17 protein-coding genes and 1 pseudogene are annotated in these 19,137 nt (G+C 69.1%); 7 read left to right on the forward strand and 11 right to left on the reverse strand.

The features are described 5' to 3' along the window. Positions 1 to 263 precede the first annotated feature (263 nt). From BQ8420_RS31110 to BQ8420_RS31125, 4 genes are all read right to left on the reverse strand, one after another. Positions 264 to 1,274, reverse strand: coding sequence for a hemolysin family protein (locus tag BQ8420_RS31110; protein WP_087104132.1), 1,011 nt, complete (start codon positions 1,272 to 1,274; stop codon positions 264 to 266). After that, complete coding sequence (locus BQ8420_RS31115) at positions 1,271 to 2,650, reverse strand: hemolysin family protein (RefSeq protein ID WP_087104134.1); 1,380 nt, start codon at positions 2,648 to 2,650, stop codon at positions 1,271 to 1,273. The genes BQ8420_RS31110 and BQ8420_RS31115 overlap by 4 nt, the downstream gene beginning before the upstream one ends. Positions 2,651 to 2,901: 251 nt before the next feature. Further along, positions 2,902 to 3,462 carry a TrmH family RNA methyltransferase gene (locus BQ8420_RS31120; RefSeq protein WP_087104136.1) on the reverse strand — a complete coding sequence of 187 codons (561 nt, stop codon included), beginning with the start codon at positions 3,460 to 3,462 and terminating at the stop codon, positions 2,902 to 2,904. Between the two features lie 125 nt (positions 3,463 to 3,587). Then, on the reverse strand, positions 3,588 to 4,247 hold the full coding sequence (locus BQ8420_RS31125; RefSeq protein ID WP_087104138.1) for a class I SAM-dependent methyltransferase: 660 nt from the start codon (positions 4,245 to 4,247) through the stop codon (positions 3,588 to 3,590). Positions 4,248 to 4,355: 108 nt separating this feature from the next. Here BQ8420_RS31125 and BQ8420_RS33260 point away from each other — a divergent pair. Continuing rightward, positions 4,356 to 4,816 (forward strand): annotated as a pseudogene (locus BQ8420_RS33260) (DUF1876 domain-containing protein). Positions 4,817 to 5,039: 223 nt separating this feature from the next. Then, positions 5,040 to 6,305 carry an APC family permease gene (locus BQ8420_RS31135; protein WP_087104142.1) on the forward strand — a complete coding sequence of 422 codons (1,266 nt, stop codon included), beginning with the start codon at positions 5,040 to 5,042 and terminating at the stop codon, positions 6,303 to 6,305. 64 nt (positions 6,306 to 6,369) lie between these two features. Here BQ8420_RS31135 and BQ8420_RS31140 read toward each other — a convergent pair whose 3' ends face one another. The 5 genes from BQ8420_RS31140 to BQ8420_RS31160 all read right to left on the reverse strand — a co-directional run bounded on the left by BQ8420_RS31140 (position 6,370) and on the right by BQ8420_RS31160 (position 11,062). Beyond that, complete coding sequence (locus BQ8420_RS31140) at positions 6,370 to 7,146, reverse strand: NUDIX hydrolase (RefSeq protein ID WP_087104145.1); 777 nt, start codon at positions 7,144 to 7,146, stop codon at positions 6,370 to 6,372. Next, positions 7,146 to 7,871 (reverse strand): HAD family hydrolase, encoded by a 726-nt coding sequence (locus BQ8420_RS31145; protein WP_087104147.1) that lies wholly within the window; start codon positions 7,869 to 7,871, stop codon positions 7,146 to 7,148. The genes BQ8420_RS31140 and BQ8420_RS31145 overlap by 1 nt, the downstream gene beginning before the upstream one ends. 127 nt (positions 7,872 to 7,998) lie before the next feature. Then, positions 7,999 to 8,946 (reverse strand): VWA domain-containing protein, encoded by a 948-nt coding sequence (locus BQ8420_RS31150; RefSeq protein WP_087104149.1) that lies wholly within the window; start codon positions 8,944 to 8,946, stop codon positions 7,999 to 8,001. 69 nt (positions 8,947 to 9,015) lie between these two features. Beyond that, positions 9,016 to 9,984, reverse strand: coding sequence for a DUF58 domain-containing protein (locus BQ8420_RS31155; protein ID WP_087104151.1), 969 nt, complete (start codon positions 9,982 to 9,984; stop codon positions 9,016 to 9,018). 13 nt (positions 9,985 to 9,997) lie between these two features. Next, complete coding sequence (locus BQ8420_RS31160) at positions 9,998 to 11,062, reverse strand: MoxR family ATPase (RefSeq protein WP_087104153.1); 1,065 nt, start codon at positions 11,060 to 11,062, stop codon at positions 9,998 to 10,000. 172 nt (positions 11,063 to 11,234) lie between these two features. Here BQ8420_RS31160 and BQ8420_RS31165 point away from each other — a divergent pair, with 172 nt between their 5' ends. From BQ8420_RS31165 to BQ8420_RS31190, 5 genes are all read left to right on the forward strand, one after another. After that, on the forward strand, positions 11,235 to 11,942 hold the full coding sequence (locus BQ8420_RS31165) for a hypothetical protein (RefSeq protein WP_087104156.1): 708 nt from the start codon (positions 11,235 to 11,237) through the stop codon (positions 11,940 to 11,942). A gap of 542 nt (positions 11,943 to 12,484) precedes the next feature. Beyond that, a complete protein-coding gene (locus BQ8420_RS31175) occupies positions 12,485 to 13,252 on the forward strand; it encodes a HipA family kinase (RefSeq protein ID WP_087104160.1) in 768 nt (255 codons plus the stop codon). Beyond that, the gene (locus tag BQ8420_RS31180; protein WP_087104162.1) at positions 13,249 to 13,677 is read left to right on the forward strand and encodes a DUF3037 domain-containing protein; all 429 of its coding nucleotides are present in this window, start codon (positions 13,249 to 13,251) and stop codon (positions 13,675 to 13,677) included. The genes BQ8420_RS31175 and BQ8420_RS31180 overlap by 4 nt, the downstream gene beginning before the upstream one ends. Before the next feature lie 147 nt (positions 13,678 to 13,824). Further along, positions 13,825 to 15,075 (forward strand): multidrug effflux MFS transporter, encoded by a 1,251-nt coding sequence (locus tag BQ8420_RS31185; protein ID WP_369825567.1) that lies wholly within the window; start codon positions 13,825 to 13,827, stop codon positions 15,073 to 15,075. Between the two features lie 139 nt (positions 15,076 to 15,214). Then, entirely contained in the window at positions 15,215 to 17,224 is a 2,010-nt protein-coding gene (locus BQ8420_RS31190) for an AMP-binding protein (RefSeq protein ID WP_143847678.1), read from the forward strand. A 69-nt stretch (positions 17,225 to 17,293) separates the two neighbouring features. Here the strand turns inward: BQ8420_RS31190 and BQ8420_RS31195 are convergent, their stop codons facing one another. Then, positions 17,294 to 17,944: a response regulator transcription factor gene (locus tag BQ8420_RS31195; RefSeq protein WP_087104164.1), complete on the reverse strand. Its 651-nt coding sequence runs from the start codon at positions 17,942 to 17,944 to the stop codon at positions 17,294 to 17,296. After that, positions 17,893 to 19,137, reverse strand: a 1,245-nt coding sequence (locus tag BQ8420_RS31200; protein WP_087104166.1) for a sensor domain-containing protein, incomplete at its 5' end; no start/stop codon positions are given. The genes BQ8420_RS31195 and BQ8420_RS31200, both read right to left, overlap by 52 nt.

Consider the following 19,137-nt stretch of genomic DNA (forward strand, 5'->3'; position numbering starts at 1 on the left):
GACCCGGTGGGGGTCGGGCGGGTGTGCACGGTTGGGCGCTCCTGATCGTTTCGCACGACAGGCACACGGCGGTCGGGAGCGGGTCGGCCGGGAGACGGTCGGCCTGGTCGGGGGCCGTGTACCTGACTCGATTCACGCTACGCCCGCCCCGATGGGCGCCCCCGCGCCACAGGGCACGCGGTGCGGGGACCGTGGACATGAAACGGGGAGGGCCCAAGAGCCCTCCCCGTGGTGCCTGCTCGCGCCGCGTGGCGGCGCCGACGTCAGGCGGCGGTCTCCAGCAGCAACAACCGGTCCAGGATGTCCTGCAGGGTCACCAGCCCCACCACATGGTCCTCGTTCTCGACCAGGGCCAGGTGGTTGCGGCTCTCGCGCATGATGCCCATGGCCGCGTACATGGGCGTGGCCGGGTCCAGGGTCAGGACCGGGCGCATCAGGTCCGCGGCGGTGGTGTCGGCCGCGCCGGTCAGGGCCTCACGTACGTGCACGACCCCTATGGGCTGCTCGTCCTCCATTACGACCAGACGCAGGTGCGTGGTCTCCCGGGAGACGCTTTTGATCTCCTCCACACCGGCCTCGGGCCGCACCCAGGCGATGTCCTCGCGCGGGGTGATGTGTTCGCTGATGGGTTGGGAGTTGACCTCCAGGGCGGTGGCGAGCTGGGCGCGGCGTTCGGAGTCCAACGCGCCGGCCTTGGCCGAGTGCTCGACCAGTTCGCGCACGTCCTCGGGGTTGTGCCCGCTGGCCATCTCGTCGACGGCCTGCACACCGAAACGGTGCAGCACGGCGTTGGCCATGGCGTTGAGCATGACGATGACCGGACGGGTCAGCCACATGAACACCCGCATGGGGATGGCCAACATGGTGGCGGACTTCTCCGGGTGGGAGATGGCCCAGGACTTGGGCGCCATCTCACCCACGATCAGGTGCAGGAACGTCACGATGATCAGGGAGAAGGTGAAGGAGAGCACGTACCCCACCGACCCGGGCAGGGAACCGAAGAGCGGCTCCAGCAGTTGGTGGAAGGCCGGTTTGGAGATGGCGCCCAGGGCCAGGGTGGCCAGGGTGATGCCCAACTGGGATCCGGCCAGCAGCAGCGACAGGTCGCGGGCGCTCTTGAGGGCGGCCCGCGCCGAGGCGCTGGTGTGCGCGGCCTCCTCCAACCGGTAGCGGCGCGCCGCCACCAGGGCGAACTCGATCGCCACGAAGAACGCGCTCAACGCGATGAAGACGACGGTCAGCGCCATCGCCACCCACACGTTCATCTCACTCATGCCCGCACCTCCTCGGTGTCCTCACCCTGTACTTCGCGCAACCTGACCTCGATGCTGGAGGGCACGTGCCGTTGGACCGCGTTGACGGTCATGGTCAGTGCCATGTCGGGGTCGTCGTCGTGGGCGCTGGCGGGGCGGGGCAGCGGCAGGTCGACATGGTCGCCGGCCTTGGGCAGCCGGTGCAGTTCGTGGATGACCAGACCGCCCAGGGTCTCGTAGTCGCCCTCGGGCAGGTCGTGGCCGATGAGCCGTTCGACCTCGTCGATGTGCAGCCCTCCGGGGACCAGGTAGCCGTTCTCCCCGCCCAGCGGGGCGGGCGACTCCTCCTCGGGGGTGTGCTCGTCGGCGATCTCCCCGACGAGCTCCTCGGCCAGGTCCTCGGTGGTGATGACGCCCGCCAGACCACCGTATTCGTCGACCACGCAGGCGAACTCCTCGTCGGCCTCGCGCAGTTGGTCGAGCACCCCGGGCAGGGGCAGGGACGCCGGGACCATCACGGTGGGCCGGGCGATCTCGCTCACGCGTACGCCGGCCAGGTCGCGGTCGCCCAGGACGAGCACGTCGCGCAGGCAGATGACGCCGACGATGTCGTCCACACCCTGTCCCAGGACGGGGAAGCGCGAGTGTCCGGAGGACATGTGCTCCACGACCAGGCTGACCGGGTCGTTCTCCTCCACGGTGGTGACCTCGGGACGGGGGATCATCGCGTGCCCCGCGGTCTGGTCGTGGAAGTCCAGGGTGCGATCCAACAGGGTGGACACCTCGGCGGGCAGGTCCCCGCTCTCCCTGGACTCGGCGATGATGCGTTCCAGGTCGCGCGGGGTGGCCGCGTGCTGGACGTCCTCGACCGGGGTGATGCCGACCGCCTTGAGAAGCAGGTTGGACGCCTGGTCGAACAGCCAGATGACGGGCCCGAAGATCTTGAGGTAGATACCGGTGGACAGGGCCAGCCAGCGAGCCACGGGCTCGGGCCGGGCGATGGCCAGGTTCTTGGCGAACAGTTCACCGAAGACCATCTGCACGACGGTGGAGAAGATCAGGGCCAAGGCGGTGCCGATGGCCAGACCGGTGCCGTCCGGTACGCCGGCTCCACCGAGCAGATCCCCGACGCCGACACCGATCATCGGTTCGGCCACGTAACCGACCAACAGTGTGGTGACCGTGATGCCCAACTGGGCGCCGGAGAGCATGAAGGACGTGCGGTTGGTGATCGCCAGGGCCCGCTTGGCCCCGGTGTCACCGGCCGAGGCCCGTGCCTTCAGGCGTGAACGGTCCACGGCCATGTAGCCGAATTCCTGGGCGACGAAGTACCCGGTCGCCACGGTGATCAGGAAGACCACCAATGCACCGAAGGCGATGCTGAGGACGGTGCTCATCGGGCACGCACCGCCTGGTTCCGCCTGTGGGCGGGGTTGCTACGAAGGTGCGGGCCCTTCCAAGATGGGGGCTCGTCTGTGTCGGGGTCACAGCATCCACTCGGGATGCTGCTGGGACTTCGGGACGAATCCACTGTTCCTCTCTCCGCGCCGTTGGCGCCTCGGGTGATGTGACGGTTGTGGAATGCGAGGTCGAAGAAGAGACGTCCGGGGACGGTGAAAGATTCCCGTGCCCGGATCTCCTTCCGCTCTCAGGTACCGATGGGGGCGTCGGCCTCGTCGCCGAAGCCGACCCACTCCCTGCGTCGGGCCTCGGTCAGGGCGATGGCGGTGGCCACGGCCACGTTGAGCGAGCCCACCCGGCCGATCTGGGGAATGTAGGTGATGGCGTCGGCACCGTTGAGCAGTGCCGGGGAGCACCCGTGGTCCTCGGCGCCCACGGCCAGACACACGTCGGGCTCCAGCGGGGCGGCGTGCAAGGGGACGGCTCCCTTGGCCAGCTCCACGGCCACGACCTTGTAACCGTCGGCGCGGGCGGCCTCCAAGGCCTCGGCGGTGGTGGCCAGCCGCTCGTGGGGGACCTTCGCCGCGGTGCCCAAGGCGGTCTTGCCGACCTTGGGATCGTCGGGGTCGGCGCTGTTGCCGGTGAGCCAGAGCCGGTCCACTCCCAGGGCGGCGCAGGTGCGCAGGATCGAACCCAGGTTGAAGGGCTGGGTGACCGACTCGACCATCAGGGACAGGCGTCCTTCGGTGCGCCTGCGCCACTGTCGGTTCAGACGTTTGACGTCCGTGGGACGCAACTGCGTGCTCAACTGCGGTGTGTTCCTCGTCGATGGGGCCCGGGTGGTCCGGCGCTGGTCGATCAAGCGTACCGGTCCCTACGTCTACCTGCACGTGTGGGGCCGGGCACGGTGGCTGAAAAAGGGATTTTCCGGGTTCAGGTGGTGGGTGCGGGGTGCACGGTCAGGACCCGGAAACCGGCGCGGGAGGCGAGCCGCTCGGTGGGGTGCCCTTGGGCCTCCAGCCACTTCTGCAGGGAGTCCGATCCCAAGTGGCGTTGGACGACCAGGTGGGCGACCCCGCCCGGCGCCAGGCGAGACAGCCAGGTGAGCAGCAGGGTGTGCAGGATGTCCTTGCCCACGCGGATGGGCGGGTTGGACCAGATGACGTCGAAGGGGCCGAGCAGGTCGTCGGCCTCGGGCTGGGCGGCGGTGCCCTGCCCTTGTTCCAGGGCCAGACCGCCCTCGGGGGTGATCACGGAGAAACGGGCGTGGTCCATCCGGTGTTCGGTGGCGTTGCGGCGGGCCAGCGACACGGCGCGGGCGTTGACGTCCACCCCCAGGACGCGGGCGTTCGGGGCCCGGTGGGCCAGGGTCAGGGCGATGGGGCCGTAGCCGCAGCCCACGTCGAGCAGGTCGCCCTCGGGAGGTGGGGCGGGAACGCTCTCCAACAGCACCCGGGTGCCCAGGTCGACCTTGTCGGGGGAGAAGACACCGCGGTCGGTGTGCAGACGCAGGTGCACGTCGGGCAGGACCAGGTCGGCGGTGGAGGGCCGGCTGGCGGCGTCGGGGCTGGAGTCGAAGTAGTGCTGGGCCACGCCGTGACGTTATCAGGGGAAGTGTGGTGGTCGGGTGGCCAAAAACCTCGCCAACGAGCGGAAACGAAAGGGCCAACCCTCGATGGGTCCGTGGGCCCGGCGGTGATGATGGGGACAGGCGAGGTTTGTGGGGGACCACGCGGGCAGGGCCAGGACACCTGTTCGGTCGTCGGGAGTCCCGACGCCGACACCCACCGTCGCGGGACGGTGGTCAGGGCCGTCGGGTCTTGCGGTCCACCCGGGGACCGACGCGCACATCGAACACACCGCACGCGAGGGGAGCGGATTCCATGCAGACGATGAAGCGGTGGAACGTCGACGTGGTCGTGGCCGAGGAGAGCGAGGGGGAGACCGCCCGCACCTGGGCCGAGGTGGGTCTGGTGGCCGAGGACGGTACGACGTTGCGCGGTCACGGCATGGCACGCAAACACCCCTCGGACCTGGACATGCCCGAGATCGGTGAGGAGTTGGCGGTCTCGCGAGCGCTGTCGGACCTGTCCCGGCAACTGCGCCAGGTGGCCGCCGAGGACATCAACGACAACGCCGGCTCGCCGTGGCGACCCACGTGAGCGGCCCCCGACGGTCGGCGCGCTCGGAGAGGCGGACCGGTAGGGGTGCGGTGTGAGCAGGCCCTCGGCGTGTGCCGGGGGCCTGGCCCTGGGCGCGGGGCCCGGGCCCGAACGGGGGCCTTCGACCCGGGTTCGGGGCCTGGGGCCGGTGGGTCCCTGGGCCCAAGGGTCGGTCGGATCGTGCACACTCGGAAAGTCGGATCAGTCGACCAAGGAGAGCTTGTTGGCCACCTCTTCCGGACCGCAGGCCGGACCTGCCCGGGTGTTGAGCACCGTCGACGCGGCCGCCATCGGCGCCGCGGCGATGCTCGGCGCCGGGGTCTTCTCGGTCTTCGCACCGGCGGCGCTGGGCGCCGGTGCCTGGCTTCCGGTCGCCATCGTCATCGCCGGGGCCGTCGCCTACTGCAACGCGATCTCCTCGGCCCGGTTGGCCGCCCGGCATCCCGAGAACGGCGGTACCTATGTGTACGGCCGCGAACGCCTCGGTGAAATGTGGGGGTACCTGGCCGGCTGGGCGTTCGTGGTCGGCAAGGTCGCCTCCTGCGCGGCGATCGCGTTGACCCTGGCCGCCTACGTGCTGCCCGGGTGGGAGACACCGGTGGCGGTCGCCGTGGTGGTGATGTTGGCCGCGCTGAACCTTCGCGGGGTGTACAGATCGACGTTGGTGATCAAGATCCTGCTGGTCGCCGTGCTGGCGGTGTTGGTCACCGTGTTCGTGGCGATGGTGCTCAGTGGGCGCTTGGCCGCGGTCGCCGAAGTCGACGGCATGGGCCCCTGGCCCGGCTCCTTCGGTGTACTGGGCTCGGCCGGGATGATCTTCTTCGCGTTCGCCGGGTACGCGCGCATCGCCACGCTGGGCGGGGAGGTGCGCGATCCGCGTACCACCATCCCGCGGGCCATCACCTTGGCCCTGGTCGGGGTGTCGCTGTTGTACCTGGCGATCGGCACCGGGTTGCTGATCGTGCTGGGACGTGAGCGTTTGACCACCTCGACCGCGCCGATGGTGGACGCGGTCCGGGTGGCCGGGTTCCCGATGCTCGTGCCGTTCGTGGTGGCCGCCGCGGTGCTGGCGTGCGCGGGGGCGCTGTTGTCGTTGCTGTTGGGGGTCTCGCGCACGGTGGCGGCCATGGCCTCGGACGGTCACCTGCCCCGTCGATTGGGGATCGCCCATACACGGTTCGGGGTTCCCTACCGTGCGGAGATCGCCGTGGCGGCGGTGGTGGTCGTCCTGGTGGTGGTGGGCGACCTGGCCGAGATGATCGCGTTCTCGGCCTTCGGTGTGCTGGTCTACTACGCCATCGCCAACGCCTCGGCGCTGCGGTTGGGTCCGCACGAGGACCGGCCGCCGCTGATCGCCCCGGTGGGCGGCCTGGCGGGGTGCGTGGTGCTGGCCACCAGCCTGCCGCTGCCGGTGGTGGCCATCGGTACGGCCGTGTTGGGCGCGGGCGCCGGCGCGTGGTGGTTGCTGCACCGGACGCCCTCTTCCTGAGAGCGTCCGGTGGCCCGCCTGTGGGCACGGCGCCGCCGCAGGGACATCGCCCCGTCGACGTGGGTCAGCGGCCGGGGCGGGAGACCAGGAAGCCCATCCCGCGGCGCGCGGTGGTGGACAGGCGCAGGTCGGTGAGCTCCTCGGGGGTGAACCAACCGCAGTCGCAGGTGGAGCCGTTCTCCTCGGTGACGTGGGCCCGCGTGGGTGCGCCCACGTGCACGTGGGAGAAGACCCAGACCGCGTAGATGTCCAGGGCCGCGGCGGGCGGCGTGCGGCGGTGACTGGTCACCGTGATGAGTTCGCCGACCACCCCGCTCTGCCCGGTCTCCTCCAAGACCTCGCGGCGCAGTGCCGCGCGTACGTCCTCACCCGCGTCCACACCGCCGCCCGGCAGGTGCCAGGTCCCGGCGCCGGGGAAACCCTCGGCGATCCGACTGAGCAGGATGCGACCGGCGGGATCGGTGACGATGCCGTAGGAGGCGAAGCGCCGCAGCCGCGGCAGGTCTTGGGGGCCGGGCCCGGGTTCGTCGTCGGCCAGCTCGGCCGCGGTGGGTGTGAGGCCCTGGGCGGGCACCACCGTGGGCCAGGCCGAGCGCAGTTCGGGCCTGGAATAGACGATGCGGTCCACGTGCAGGGCCCGGCGCAGGGACAGGCTGACGGTCTCGGTGATCACGTCCAGGGCCACCAGCGGCGTGTGGGCGTCCAGACCGCCCAGTTCACGGGCGAGCTCTTCGGGGTCCTGACCGAAACGCACGCGAGCGCCCCGCAGCACCGGACCGTGGGGTCCGGTGGTGATCAGGTGCACGGTGACCCGACGGGCCACCACGTCGTCGGGGATCATCAGATGCCGCCGGCGGGGGCGGCCAGTCCGAGCATGCGCGGCAGACTCTCCAGGTCGGTGATGGTGGTCAGGCCTTCGAAGGGTGGGCGTCCGGAGCGGTCGATGATGACCGGGCGCATGCCCGCGGTGGTGGCGCCCACGCCATCGGACTGGATCTGGTCGCCCACGTGCCAGCAGGCGGAGGGGTCCACGCCCAGGCGCTGGGCGGTGAAGTGGAAGATGCGCGGGTCGGGTTTGCCGGTCCCGGCGGTGTCGGCGCACACCACGGTGTGGAAGTAGCCGGTCAGTTCCAGGGCCTGGAGTTTGGCGTGCTGGATCGCCTCGACGCCGTTGGTGATCACGGCCAGTCGGTAGCCGGCCCGACCCAACGCCGCCAGGGTGGTGTGGGTGTCGGAGTAGACCTGCCAGGCCGAACGGTGGGCGTCCAGGTACAGACGGTAGAGCTCGTCGCAGTGCTGGTCGGCGATGTTGGCGTGGCCCGCCTGACTGGTCAGGGCGCGGATGCGTTCGCGGCGTTGTTCGTCCAGGGACAGGTGACCGCGCAGGTAGGCACCGAAGGAGATCTCGGTCTGGGTGTCCCATAGGGCGCGGGCGGAACCGAAGTGGGGGTGTCCGATCCGCTCCATGACCGCGCGCAGTCCTGCGGAGGACGCGGCGACGTCGTCGATGAGGGTGTCGTCCAGATCGAAACAGAGCGCGGTCGGGGGTGCGGGTGTGTTCGGCATCGTTCCTCGATGTGGCTGGGCATGGCAAACATGCCAACGCTAACCGGTTACACCAGAGGTATTGGTGTAAAGCCCACCTAAAGGGGTGTGACCAAAGTCACTACGGCCCGGGTGGGCGCCGTGCTCATCAGGGCAGACGCTGGAACCACAGCAGGGACGTCAAAGCGGTGGCCATCGACAACAAGAGGGCGACCATGACGAAGCGCGTGACGATCTCCTCATGGACGTACTCGGTGCCCAACGAGGACCCGATGTCCTCGTAGACGTCGTCCAGTTCGGTCTCGCTCTCGGCCTCGTAGAAGTGACCGCCGGTGTCCTGGGCCAGGCCGCGCAGGGCCTCCTTGTCGATGTCGGCCGGCACCTGGTAGCCGTCGATCTCGATCATGGCCGCGCCGCTGCCGAAGGCGATCGTGGAGACGGGCACTTCCTCCTCGGCGGCCACGGCCGAGGCCTGGGCGATGTCACGCCCGCTGGTGTTCTCCCCGTCCGAGAGCAGCACGATGGCCGAGGGCGGCGGGTCTTCTTGGGCCTCCTCGTCGAAGCCGCGGATGCTCTCCATCGAGGCGAACACCCCCTCGCCGATGGCGGTGCCCGGACCCAGACGCAACCCCTCGATGGAACCGGTGACCGCGGCGTGGTCCTGGGTGGGCGGGGAGACCACGGTGGCGGTGGAGGAGAAGGAGACCAACCCGACGTTGAAACGGTCGGGCAGGGTCTCCACGAACCCGCGCGCGGACTCCTTGGCCGCGTGCAGCCGGTCGGGCTCGATGTCGGTGGCCGCCATGGACAGCGACACGTCCACCGCCACGATGATCGTGGCCCGCTCACGCGGGGCCTCCACCGGCATCGCCGGGACCGACATCGCCGCGATGAGGACCGCCACCGTCATGGCGAACAGGGTGGCCGGGACGTGCCGGCGGATGTCGGGCCGGTGCGGGGCGACCTGTTCGAGCAGCTCCAGGTTGGTGAAGCGCACGGTGTAGTCGCGCCGCTGACGCTGGGCGAACACATAGGCGGCCACCAGCACCACGATGAGCAGCAGCCACCAGAGCCGCTGGGGTTCCAGGAAGGTCATGGCGGCCTCAGTCCCCCGTCGATGTCCGCGGCGTGGGTCGCTCCCACGCCCTGTGCGCGTCGGCGCGCCTCACCGGGGAACCCCCGGGGTGTGGCGGGCCATGTGGTGCGCGGTGCGTCGTTGTCCGATGACGAACCGCGCGATGTCCAATACCCAATCGCGGTCGGTACGCAACACCAGGTGCTGGACGCCGCAGCGGCGCAGTGCCGCGCGGATGGCCTCGCGTTGGGCCGTGGCGGCCTCACGGTACCGCTCGCGCACCGTCCGGGTCAGACGCACGTCGCGGATCCGGCCGGTGGCCGGGTCGCGCAGGGCCACGTCGCCCACCTCGGGCACGTCCAGTTCGCTGGGGTCCAGAACCTCCACGACCAGGACCTGGTGGCGTGCGGACAATTGGCGCAGGGGACGTTCCCAGGTGACGGTACTGCCGAAAGCGGGGGTGTCCAGGAAGTCGGAGACGACCACCCGTAGGCCGCGCCTGCGCCGGGTGCGCACCAGGTCGTTGACGGCGTCGGCGAGGGTGGCGCTCTCGGGGTCGAGGGAACGTCGGTCCCCGGTGGGGGCGGCGGCGATGGTGGCCAACAACGCCAGCAGGGCCTCCTTGCCCGAGCGGGCGGGCCAACGTCGCACCCGCCCCTGGTGCAGGAAGTGGGCGCCGAAGCGGTCGCCCACCCGTTGGGTGAGCAGGTTGGCGGCCACCAGCGCGCCCACGGCCACCTGGCGTTTGGAGTGCAGACCGGTGCCGAAGTCCATGCTGGGGGACAGGTCCAGCATGGTCCAGCTCTCCAGTTCACGGTCGGCGACCAGGTCGCGCACGTGGGGGGTGTCGGTGCGCGCGGTGACGGCCCAGTCCATGTGGCGCACGTCGTCCTCACCGGGTTGGTACAGGCGGGCCTCGGCCGCCTCCGAACCCGGTCCCAGGCGCAGTCCCAGGTGTTCGCCGTGCAGGAGACCGTCCAGGCGCTGCACGATGCGCAGGTCCAGGCGGCGCAGCGCGGCCCGGAGCCGGGGGTCGGTGCCGATGGCGGGCGCGTTCACGATGGGCCTCCCCTCATCGGTGCGAGGCGAAGGAGGCGGTCTCGCCGGTGGGCGGTTCGTCCCAGATGACCCGGGGCGCCGGAACGGTGGACAGGATGCGATCGACGACCTTGTCGGGGGTGATGCCGTCGGCCAGGGCGTCGAAGGTCAGCACCAGGCGGTGGGCGATGACGTCGCGGGCCAGCACGCGCACGTCGTCGGGCAGGACGTAGTCGCGTCCGCGCAGCAGTGCCAGGGCGCGTGCGGCGGCCACCAGCCCCAGGGTGGCGCGTGGGCTGGCGCCCACCTCCAGGGCCTGGCGCAGGTCGGGCATCTGGTGGTTCTCGGGTTCGCGGGTGGCCATGACCAGGCGCACGACGTAGTCGGCGATGAGCTGGTGGACGTGCACGCGTTCGGCGTCGGCCTGGAGCTCGCCCAGGGTGACCGGGTCCAGAACCTGGTGGGCGGTGGGCGGCTCGCCGCTCATCCGCCGCAGGATCTCCATCTCCTCGTGCGCCTGGGGGTGGTGCACGTCGACCTTCATCAGGAACCGGTCGCGTTGGGCCTCGGGCAGCGGATAGACGCCCTCGGACTCCACGGGGTTCTGGGTGGCGATGACGATGAAGGGGGAGGGCAGGGGATAGGTGGTGCCGCCGATGGAGACCTGGCGTTCGGCCATGACCTCCAACAGGGCGGACTGGACCTTGGCCGGGGCGCGGTTGATCTCGTCGGCCAGGACGAAGTTGGTGAAGACCGGGCCCAGCTCGACGTCGAAGCTCTCCGTGGAGGGGTGGTAGATACGTGTGCCGACGATGTCGGAGGGCACCAGGTCGGGGGTGAACTGCAGGCGGGAGAAGGAACCGCCGGTGACCTTGGCCAGGGTGGACACGGCCAGGGTCTTGGCGATGCCGGGCACGCCCTCGATGAGGCAGTGACCGCGGGCCACCAGCGAGATGAGGGAACGTTCCACCATGCGTTCTTGGCCGACGATGACGGTGGAGACCTCGTGCAGCGCCGCGCGCAGCAGTCGGGTGGGTTCCCCCGGAGTGCTCTCCGGTTTCGGAGCGGAGGAACCGTTCCCGGGTGAGGTTTCTGCCATGTCCCGCCTTCCCAGTACGTGTGTGCCGACCTTGGAGGCACCATGAGGAGTAGGTTTTGGATCACCTGCTGGCGACACTACCTGTTTCCGGGGTCGTGGTCGGGTTCGCGGCACGGGTGGTGGGAACGATGGCCGTCGCCCGCGGGGCAGGTCGAGGGAAGGGGGTACGTCGATGTCGGTTCCCACGATGGGGCTGCACGAGGGGGACCCGCGCCAACTGGGCGGGTTTCGACTGTTGGGCCGGTTGCGCGAGTCGCGGCTGGGTGTGGTCTACCTGGGCAGGGACGGGGCCGGGGAGCGGGTGAGCGTGGCGATGCTCAACGACGCCGCCGGGATCGACGAACCCACGCGTGCGCGTTTCGCCCGGGAGGTGGACCTGGGTGAGCGGGTGGTGGCCGCCCGCACCAAGGGGCGGTCGGCCCTGTGGGTGGCCTGCCCCTATGAGGAGGGGGCGGGGGAGGACGCGGGGGCGTTCTTGGAACGTGCCGGTCGGGGTGGCCCGGTGGTGCGCAGCGGCCCGATGGTGATGCCGCACTGGGCGGGGGAGCGGGGCGTCTCGGCGGTGCGCTGGAGCGCCCTGGCCGGTGGGCGCGACAGCAAGGTGGCCCGTGGGGAGGCCAACTGGTGGCTCATCGGGGCCTTGGGCGCGCTGTTGTTGTTGCTGCTGGTGTTGGTGTTCTCGCTGTACCTGTGGTTGATGCAGTTCCCGCAGCCGGAGCCCCCCTCGCAGGGCGAGCAGGAGCAGTCCGAGGAATCCGACCAGGAGCAGGAGCCCTCGCCGGGGGAGGAGGACGAGGAGCCCTCGCCGGTGCCGACGCTGCCCGGTCCGGGGCAGGACGGTGAAGAGGAGTGGGGAGAGCAGCCCGAGGACAACCTCTGAGCCGTCGGTACGGAGGCAGGGTCGTTCGGCGTGTCGCGTCCGGGGAGCGGGGGAGTCGCCGAGGTCGCCGGTAGGCCTTTCCCGGGGAGCGCCCCGAGGGATGTCGGCCCTCTGCGGGGCCGGTGGGAGCGCCGGCCCCGCAGGATCCGAGCGGGTCCCCGTTCGATCACTATAAGATCTACGTCATAAAGGTGGCGGAATTTTTCTCTAAAAGCACTTTCCACAATCGATTTCGAGCGGCTACGCCGCCCGCCCCTACTGATTCGGCACAGAAGAGTGGTTCTGCGTGTCGCGTCCGGGATGGAATGGCCCTAGAACGTGTTCAGGGGTGGATAGAGGACGTTGTGGCGGCGATCTGCGGTGGGGGTCGGGGGTCGGTGGACACGATCGGGCAGCGGGCCGCTGACGGCGAGCGAACCCGGGGTGTTCTCGATGGGTCGCGGGCAGGTCGGGTTCCGACGCCCGGTGGTGCGCCCGGCGTCGGTGTGCAACGCACCGGTGCGTTGGACGCACGCGAACAACGGGTACCGCCGGTTGTGTCTATGCTGGCCGGCGTGCTGAAGAAAGTGATCGCGACACGGTACGTGCTGCCACTGCGAGAAGGAGGTTCGCTCCCCGGCCTGGTCGAGGCCGATGACCTGGGGATGTACGTGGTCAAGTTCATCGGGGCCGGTCAGGGGCGCAAGACTCTGGTCGCGGAGGTCCTCACCGGTGAGCTGGGACGTGCCCTGGGGCTGCCGATTCCCGAGCTGGCCCTGGTGGAGTTCGACGCCGTCATCGGTCGGGGTGAACCCGACCCCGAGGTCCAGGAACTGCTCAAGGCCAGTGACGGGTTGAACCTGGGGATGGACTTCCTGCCGGGGTCGTTGGGGTTCGACCCGCTGACCTTCGAGGTCGACCCCGGCTTCGCCGGGCGGGTGCTGTGGTTCGACGCCCTGACCGGCAACGTGGATCGTTCCTGGCGCAACCCGAACATGCTGCTGTGGCACGGTGCGCCCTACCTGATCGACCATGGCGCCACGCTGATCTTCCACCACTCCTGGGCCAACGCCGATCGGTTCATCTCCCGCCCCTACGACGTCGCCGACCATGTGTTGTCGGGTTCGTCCCCCGAGCTGGCCGCGGCCGACGCCGCACTGGCTCCGCTGGTGGACGAGGAATTGCTGCGTCGTGTGGTGGGGATGGTGCCCGACGTGTGGCTGGAGGAGGAGCCCGGGTTCGATACGCCCGAGGCGGTCCGTGAGGCCTACGTTCGTCATCTGCTGGCCCGTGTGGCCGACCGGTCCTGGCTTTCGGAGGTGGGTTCATGAGCGAGCGCTACAGCGTGGTGACCACCGGACAGGTGGGCATCGAACGCGACCGTGCGGTGTTCGAGTACGCGTTGCTGCGGGTGGTGCCGTGTCTGGAACGTGGTGAGTGCGTCAACGTCGGGGTGATCGTCTATAGCCAGGAGCGTGCGTTCCTGACCGCGCGTTGGGACCTGGACGTGGATCGGCTGCGTGCGCTGGATCCGAATGTGGACGTGACGGGAGTGCGTCGGGCCCTGGAAGCGGTGGAGAAGATGTGCCGAGGTGGGGACGAGGCCGGGCAGGCCGCGAGTGAGCGTCCCGGGCCGCGGTTCCGGTGGCTCACCGCGCCGCGGAGCACGATCGTGCAGGCCGGGCCGGTGCACGGTGGTCTGACGGTCGATCCGGAGACCGAGGTGGAGAGGTTGTTGGACCGCCTGGTGCGGTGAACTGTCCCTTTCACGTAAGGGACATCACAGGTTCTGATGTGGTCGGGTGGGGAGCGAATCTCGCCCCTTCGTTGTTCGTATTGGAGTGGCCCGCGCCCGAGGGCGCGGGCCACTCCACCCCATCCCCATCCTCGAACTGGAGCGCCCGTGCAGTCCTCTACCTCCCCCGCCATCTCAGAAGAGGTGGCCAGACCCGCGGTGCGTTCGCGTCGTTCCATCGCGTTGTTGGTGATGGTGCTGGGTGTGCTGACGGCCACGGGCCCGTTGGCCACCGACATGTACCTGCCGGCGTTCCCACAGATCACCCGGGACCTGGGCGCCTCCGAGGCGCAGATCGGGTTGACGCTGACCGCGATCATGCTGGGGTTGGCCGCGGGTCAGCTGGTGATCGGTCCGATGAGCGACGCTTGGGGTCGGCGGCGACCGTTGCTGGTGGGGGTGGCCATGTTCACGGTCACCTCGGTGCTGTGCGTGTTCGTGCCGAACGTGACGGCGTTCGTGGTGCTGCGGTTCGTGCAGGGTGTGGCGGGTGCCGCGGGTGCGGTGATCGCGCGCGCGGTGGTGCGTGACATGTTCCAGGGTGATGACGCGGTGAGGTTCTTCTCGCGTTTGGCGCTGGTGATGATGTTGGCGCCATTGCTGGCTCCGTTGGTGGGTGCGCAGCTGTTGTTGGTGGGGCCCTGGCAGCTGAGTTTTTGGGTGCTGGCGGTGATGGCGGCGCTGAGTTTCGTGCTGGTGCTGTTCTGGCTGCCGGAGTCGTTGCCGGCTTCCGAGCGTCGGGCGCAGGGTCCGCGGATGTTGGCGGCGACGGTGATCTCGTTGGTGCGGGATCGGCGGTTCGTGGCTCCGGTGCTGTCGCTGGGGTTGAGCTTCGGGATGTTGTTTACGTACGTGTCGGCGTTCTCGTTCGTGTCGCAGAACGAGTTCGGGGTTTCGCCCCAGACGTACGGGTGGTTGTTCGCGGTGAACGCGTTGGCGTCGATGGTGGGTACGCAGGGCAACGGGTTGTTGGTGGGCCGGATGGACACCAAGCGTCGGTTGCTGATGGGTCTGTTGGTGGCGTTGGTGGCGGTGCTGACGCTGTTGGTGTTGGCGTTGGCCGGGGTGGCGCAGCTGTGGATGGTGTCGTCGCTGTTGGCGCTGATGATGCTCGGTGTCGGGTTCATCATGCCGAACGCGACGGTGTCGGCTCTGGACGGTCAGCCGGTGGCGGTGGCCGGTACCGCCTCGGCGTTGATGGGTTCGTTGCAGTTCGCGCTGGGTGGTGCGATCGCGGCTCTGGCGGGGATGACGCCTTCGGGCGAGGCTTCGTTGGTGAGCATGTCCGTGGTGATGGCGTCGGTGGCGGTGCTATCGGTGCTGTCGTTCGTGTGGGGTGCGCGTGTGAAGGTGGGATGAGCCCGTGATCGGGGGTTTCGTTATAGTTCTCCTAGGTTGCCGTTCGGTGGAGAAATGGGCACAGTAGGGCTCGATTCCCCGAACGAGGCGGGTGGGAATGGTGTGGCCCGTCTTCCGAGTGGCAGAGGATGAGTTGGTTATGGGCGAGACCCCCGGTTCGTTGGCTCGAGCGCAGTCCGGATTGGGCGACCAGGTCTATGACGTGGCGACCTCTGACGCGCATGCTCAGGTGTTCTCGGTGTTGGAGGAGGGGCGCTGGGAGCGTCGGACGGCGGGGGAGTTCGCGACCGAGGTGACGGCCGTGGCCAAGGGTTTGGTGGCGGCCGGGGTGTCCGAGGGCGATCGTGTGCTGGTGGTGGCGCCGTCGAGCCATGACTGGGTGCGTTTGGCGTACGCGGTGTGGTCGGTGCGCGGGGTGCTGGTGCCGATTCCGGTGGCGGCCTCGACGGAGCGTTTGGCGCATGTGGTGCGTGAGGTGCGTCCGGCGGTGGCGGTGGTCTCGGGTGAGCGGGCTCAGCGTGTGGTGCAGGGTCTACAGCGTGAGTTGTCGGATCTGGGCCGGGTGTGGCGTTTCGAGGAGGGCTTGCCGGAGGTGGTGAGCCTGGGGGCGTACATGGACGCCACGTCGGTGCGTTTTCGGCGGGACGCGGTGGTGCCGGAGGATCCTGCGGTGGTGCTGTATCCGTTGAGTTCGGTGTCGCGTTCGATGCGTGGTGTGGTGCTCTCGCACGGGGCCTTGTTGTCGTCTGCGGCCGATCTGGTGGATCGGATGTGGCCGCGGTTGTCGGAGCTGGCCGCGGGGCGGGCGAGTGCGGTGGTGGATCTGCCGTTGTCGCAGTTGCCGGGGTTGGCGACGGTGGTGGCGTGTGTTGTGGGCGGGGTCCGTCTGGGTGTGGTGGAGCCCGGGTCGTTGCGTGCCGAGTTGGAGCGGTTCAAGCCGACGGTGCTGGTGTGCACTCCGAGGGTGTTGGAGGGTGTGCACGGGACGGAGCGGGCTTCGGCGCATTCGACGGACTGGGACTCGGTGGGGACGTTCAACGCGGCGATGGATGCCGCGGTGCAGTTCGACCAGGCGAAGAAGAAGGGTGCCTGGGCCCGGTTGTCGCGGTCGATGTACGACTGGTCGTTCTCCAAGATCCGGGACGTGCTGGGTGGCCGGGTGCATTTGGCGGTGTGCTGGGGTGGTGGGTTGCCGGAGCGGTTGGACAGTTACTTCGGTGGTGTCGGTGTTCCGGTGATGCAGGTGTACGGCATCGCGGAGACGGCCGGGGTGTTCAGTGCCAACGCGGTGGGTGATCGTGTGCCGGGGACGGTGGGTCGGGTGTTGGCCGATCGTCGTTGGTGGGTTTCGCCCGAGGGTGAGCTGCATTTGCAGGGTGGCGCGGTGTTCTTGGGTTATTGGGCCGACGCGGAGGGGACGCGGGCGGCCTTCCGTGAGGGTTGGTTGGCCACGGGTGTGCTGGCCGAGGTGGATGAGGCCGGGTTCGTGAGGGTGGGGGGCCGTTTGCGGCCTCAGGCTTCGTTGGAGCCGGTGCCGGGGCGGTTCGTTCCCTCTCGGGTGGAGCGTGTGTCGGAGCGGCCTGTGGTGGAGGCTGCGTGGGCTCCGGGTGGTGTGGAGGAGTCGGCGCCGGTGGCGGAGTCGGAGGTCTTCGATGAGCCGTGGGTGTCGCAGGCGCGTTCGGTGCGGGCCGAGCCGGTGGCGGTGGAGTCGGACGCGCCGGCGTGGTCGGGTGAGGTGGAGCAGCCGGGGGACGCGGAGTTGGTGTCGGGGTTCGAGGAGCGGTTGCGGGCTCATCCGTTGATCAGTCAGGTGTTGGTGATCGTGGAGGGGCGTCCGTTCGCCAGTGCGTTGGTGACGTTGGTGCGTGATCAGTTGGAGTATTGGCGGTTGGTGAACGGGCGGCCGTTGTCGATGGCTCCGGAGGAGATCGCGGGGGATCGGGATTTGCTGCGGGAGGTGCAGGGGTTGGTGTACGAGGCCAATCGGAGTGTGCCGCGGCATTTGGCGGTGCGGTCGTTCCATGTGTTGGCGGAGGAGTTCACGGTGCAGTCGGGGTTGGTGCATCCGTCGGGTGGGTTGCGTCGGGATGCGGTGTTGCGTGCGTTCTCCGAGGAGATCGATGGGTTGTATCGGGTGCGGCGTGACTAGTTCGGGTTGAGTGTGCGGTGGTTTGCGGCCGCGGTCCTTCGGGGGCCGCGGCCGTTGTGTTGTGCGGGGTCAGTTTTGGCCGTTGAGGTAGGCGAGGACGGCGAGGACGCGGCGGCTGGCGTCGGTGGAGGGTGGGAGGTCGAATTTGGTGAAGATGTTGTTGATGTGTTTGCTGACGGCTTTTTCAGTGATGTAGAGGCGTCCGGCGATGGCGGAGTTGGAGCGTCCTTCGGCCATTTCGGCGAGGACTTCGCGTTCGCGGGGGGTGAGTTGGGCCAGGGGGCCGCTCTGGTCTTGGCGGGCCAGGAGTTGGGAGATGACGGCGGGGTCCATGGCGGTGCCGCCGGAGGCGACGCGGCGGACGGCTTCGATGAATTGGTTGACGTCGAAGACGCGGTCTTTGAGGAGGTAGCCGACGCCTCCGGTGTCGTCGGAGAGGAGTTCTCGGGCGTAGAGCTGTTCGACGTGCTGGGAGAGCACGAGGATGGGCAGGCCGGGGATGTGGGCGCGGGCGGCTATGGCGGCTTGGAGGCCTTCGTCGGTGAAGGTGGGGGGTAGGCGTACGTCGACGACGGCGACGTCGGGTTTGTGTTCGGTGAGGGCGGCTTGGAGGTCGGGGCCGTTGTCGAGGGCGGCGACGACGGTGAATTCGTGGGCTTGGAGGAGCCTTATGAGTCCGTCGCGGAGGAGGGCAAGGTCTTCGGCGATGACAACGCGCACGGGATCTCCAGGGTGATGATGGTGGGTCCGCCTGTGGGGCTGGTGATGTTCATCGTGCCATCGAAGGAGTCGAGGCGGCGTGCGATCCCGTTGAGTCCGCTTTCTGGGGTGGGGGTGGCTCCGCCGTGGCCGTTGTCGGTGACGGTGATGATGAGGCGTTGTCGGCCGTGGTTGATGTGGATGCGGGCTTGGGTGGCGCCTGCGTGTTTGGCGGTGTTGGTGAGGAGTTCGGCGATGGCGAAGTAGGCGGCTGATTCGACGGGGTCCGGGGGGCGGCCCGGGAGGTGGGTGGTGACGGTGATGGGGAGGTGGTGGGTGAGGGCGAGGGCTTCGACGGCGCCGGGGAGTCCGCGTTCGACGAGGACGGGTGGGTGGATGCCGCGGACGAGGTCGCGGAGTTCGGTGAGGGCTTGGCGGGTGGTTTCGCGGGCTTCGGTGAGCATGTCGCGGGCGGCTTTTGGGTTGGTTTCGACGAGGTTTTCGGTCATGCCGAGGTGCATGCCGAGGGCGACGAGGCGGGCTTGGGCGCCGTCGTGGAGGTCGCGTTCGATGCGGCGGATTTCGGAGGCTTGGGTGTCGATGGTGTCGGCGCGGCTGGTGGCGAGGTGGGCGACGCGTGCGGTGAGTCGGGCTTTTTCGGAGGGGGCGAGGATGAGGCGGGAGAGGCGTGTGCAGGCGTGGGTGGTGATGGGGGTGAGGGTGTGGGCGAGGGTGATGAGGAGGGTGGCGGGGATGAGGGCGAGGAGGGCTTGGGGTTGGGTGGTGGCGGTGAAGGCGCCGTAGAGGTTGTCGGTGTGGCGCCAGAGGAGGAGGGCGTAGAGGGTTTGGTAGGTGGCGTGGGCGTAGAGGACGGCGGGGATGAGGGCGAGGGCGGTGAGCAGGGGTGAGGCGGTGAGCCAGAGGAGGTCGCGCCAGGTGGCGGGGTCGGTGATGATGATGCGGACTCGGGTGATGATGCCGGTGGGTGGGAGGGGTCGGTAGGCGGCGGGGACGGGGGTGTTGAGGAATGTGGTGAGGGTGGTGCGTTGGGCGTTGGCGATGGTGCGCAGGGTGAGGGCGGTGAGGATGATGAAGGGGAGGCCGACCCAGAGGAGGGTGAGGAGGGCGGAGGCGAGGACGAGGGGGAGTAGGAGGAGGGCGGCGGTGTTGTGGGAGATGAGGAGGAAGAGGTAGGCCCAGGTGGTGTGGTGGGG

Origin of the sequence: Nocardiopsis sp. JB363, assembly GCF_900143625.1 — a bacterium.
GTDB lineage: Bacteria > Actinomycetota > Actinomycetes > Streptosporangiales > Streptosporangiaceae > Nocardiopsis.

What these genes read in the sequence shown, in the direction of transcription:
- BQ8420_RS31175 (WP_087104160.1), top strand. Translation starts at nt 12,485, where the DNA reads ATGCTGGCCGGCGTGCTGAAGAAAGTGATCGCGACACGGTACGTGCTG.
- BQ8420_RS31140 (WP_087104145.1), bottom strand. Translation starts at nt 7,146, where the DNA reads ATGATCCCCGACGACGTGGTGGCCCGTCGGGTCACCGTGCACCTGATC.
- BQ8420_RS31115 (WP_087104134.1), bottom strand. Translation starts at nt 2,650, where the DNA reads ATGAGCACCGTCCTCAGCATCGCCTTCGGTGCATTGGTGGTCTTCCTG.
- BQ8420_RS31160 (WP_087104153.1), bottom strand. Translation starts at nt 11,062, where the DNA reads ATGGCAGAAACCTCACCCGGGAACGGTTCCTCCGCTCCGAAACCGGAG.
- BQ8420_RS31145 (WP_087104147.1), bottom strand. Translation starts at nt 7,871, where the DNA reads ATGCCGAACACACCCGCACCCCCGACCGCGCTCTGTTTCGATCTGGAC.
- BQ8420_RS31150 (WP_087104149.1), bottom strand. Translation starts at nt 8,946, where the DNA reads ATGACCTTCCTGGAACCCCAGCGGCTCTGGTGGCTGCTGCTCATCGTG.
- BQ8420_RS31180 (WP_087104162.1), top strand. Translation starts at nt 13,249, where the DNA reads ATGAGCGAGCGCTACAGCGTGGTGACCACCGGACAGGTGGGCATCGAA.
- BQ8420_RS31165 (WP_087104156.1), top strand. Translation starts at nt 11,235, where the DNA reads ATGTCGGTTCCCACGATGGGGCTGCACGAGGGGGACCCGCGCCAACTG.
- BQ8420_RS31110 (WP_087104132.1), bottom strand. Translation starts at nt 1,274, where the DNA reads ATGAGTGAGATGAACGTGTGGGTGGCGATGGCGCTGACCGTCGTCTTC.
- BQ8420_RS31190 (WP_143847678.1), top strand. Translation starts at nt 15,215, where the DNA reads ATGGGCGAGACCCCCGGTTCGTTGGCTCGAGCGCAGTCCGGATTGGGC.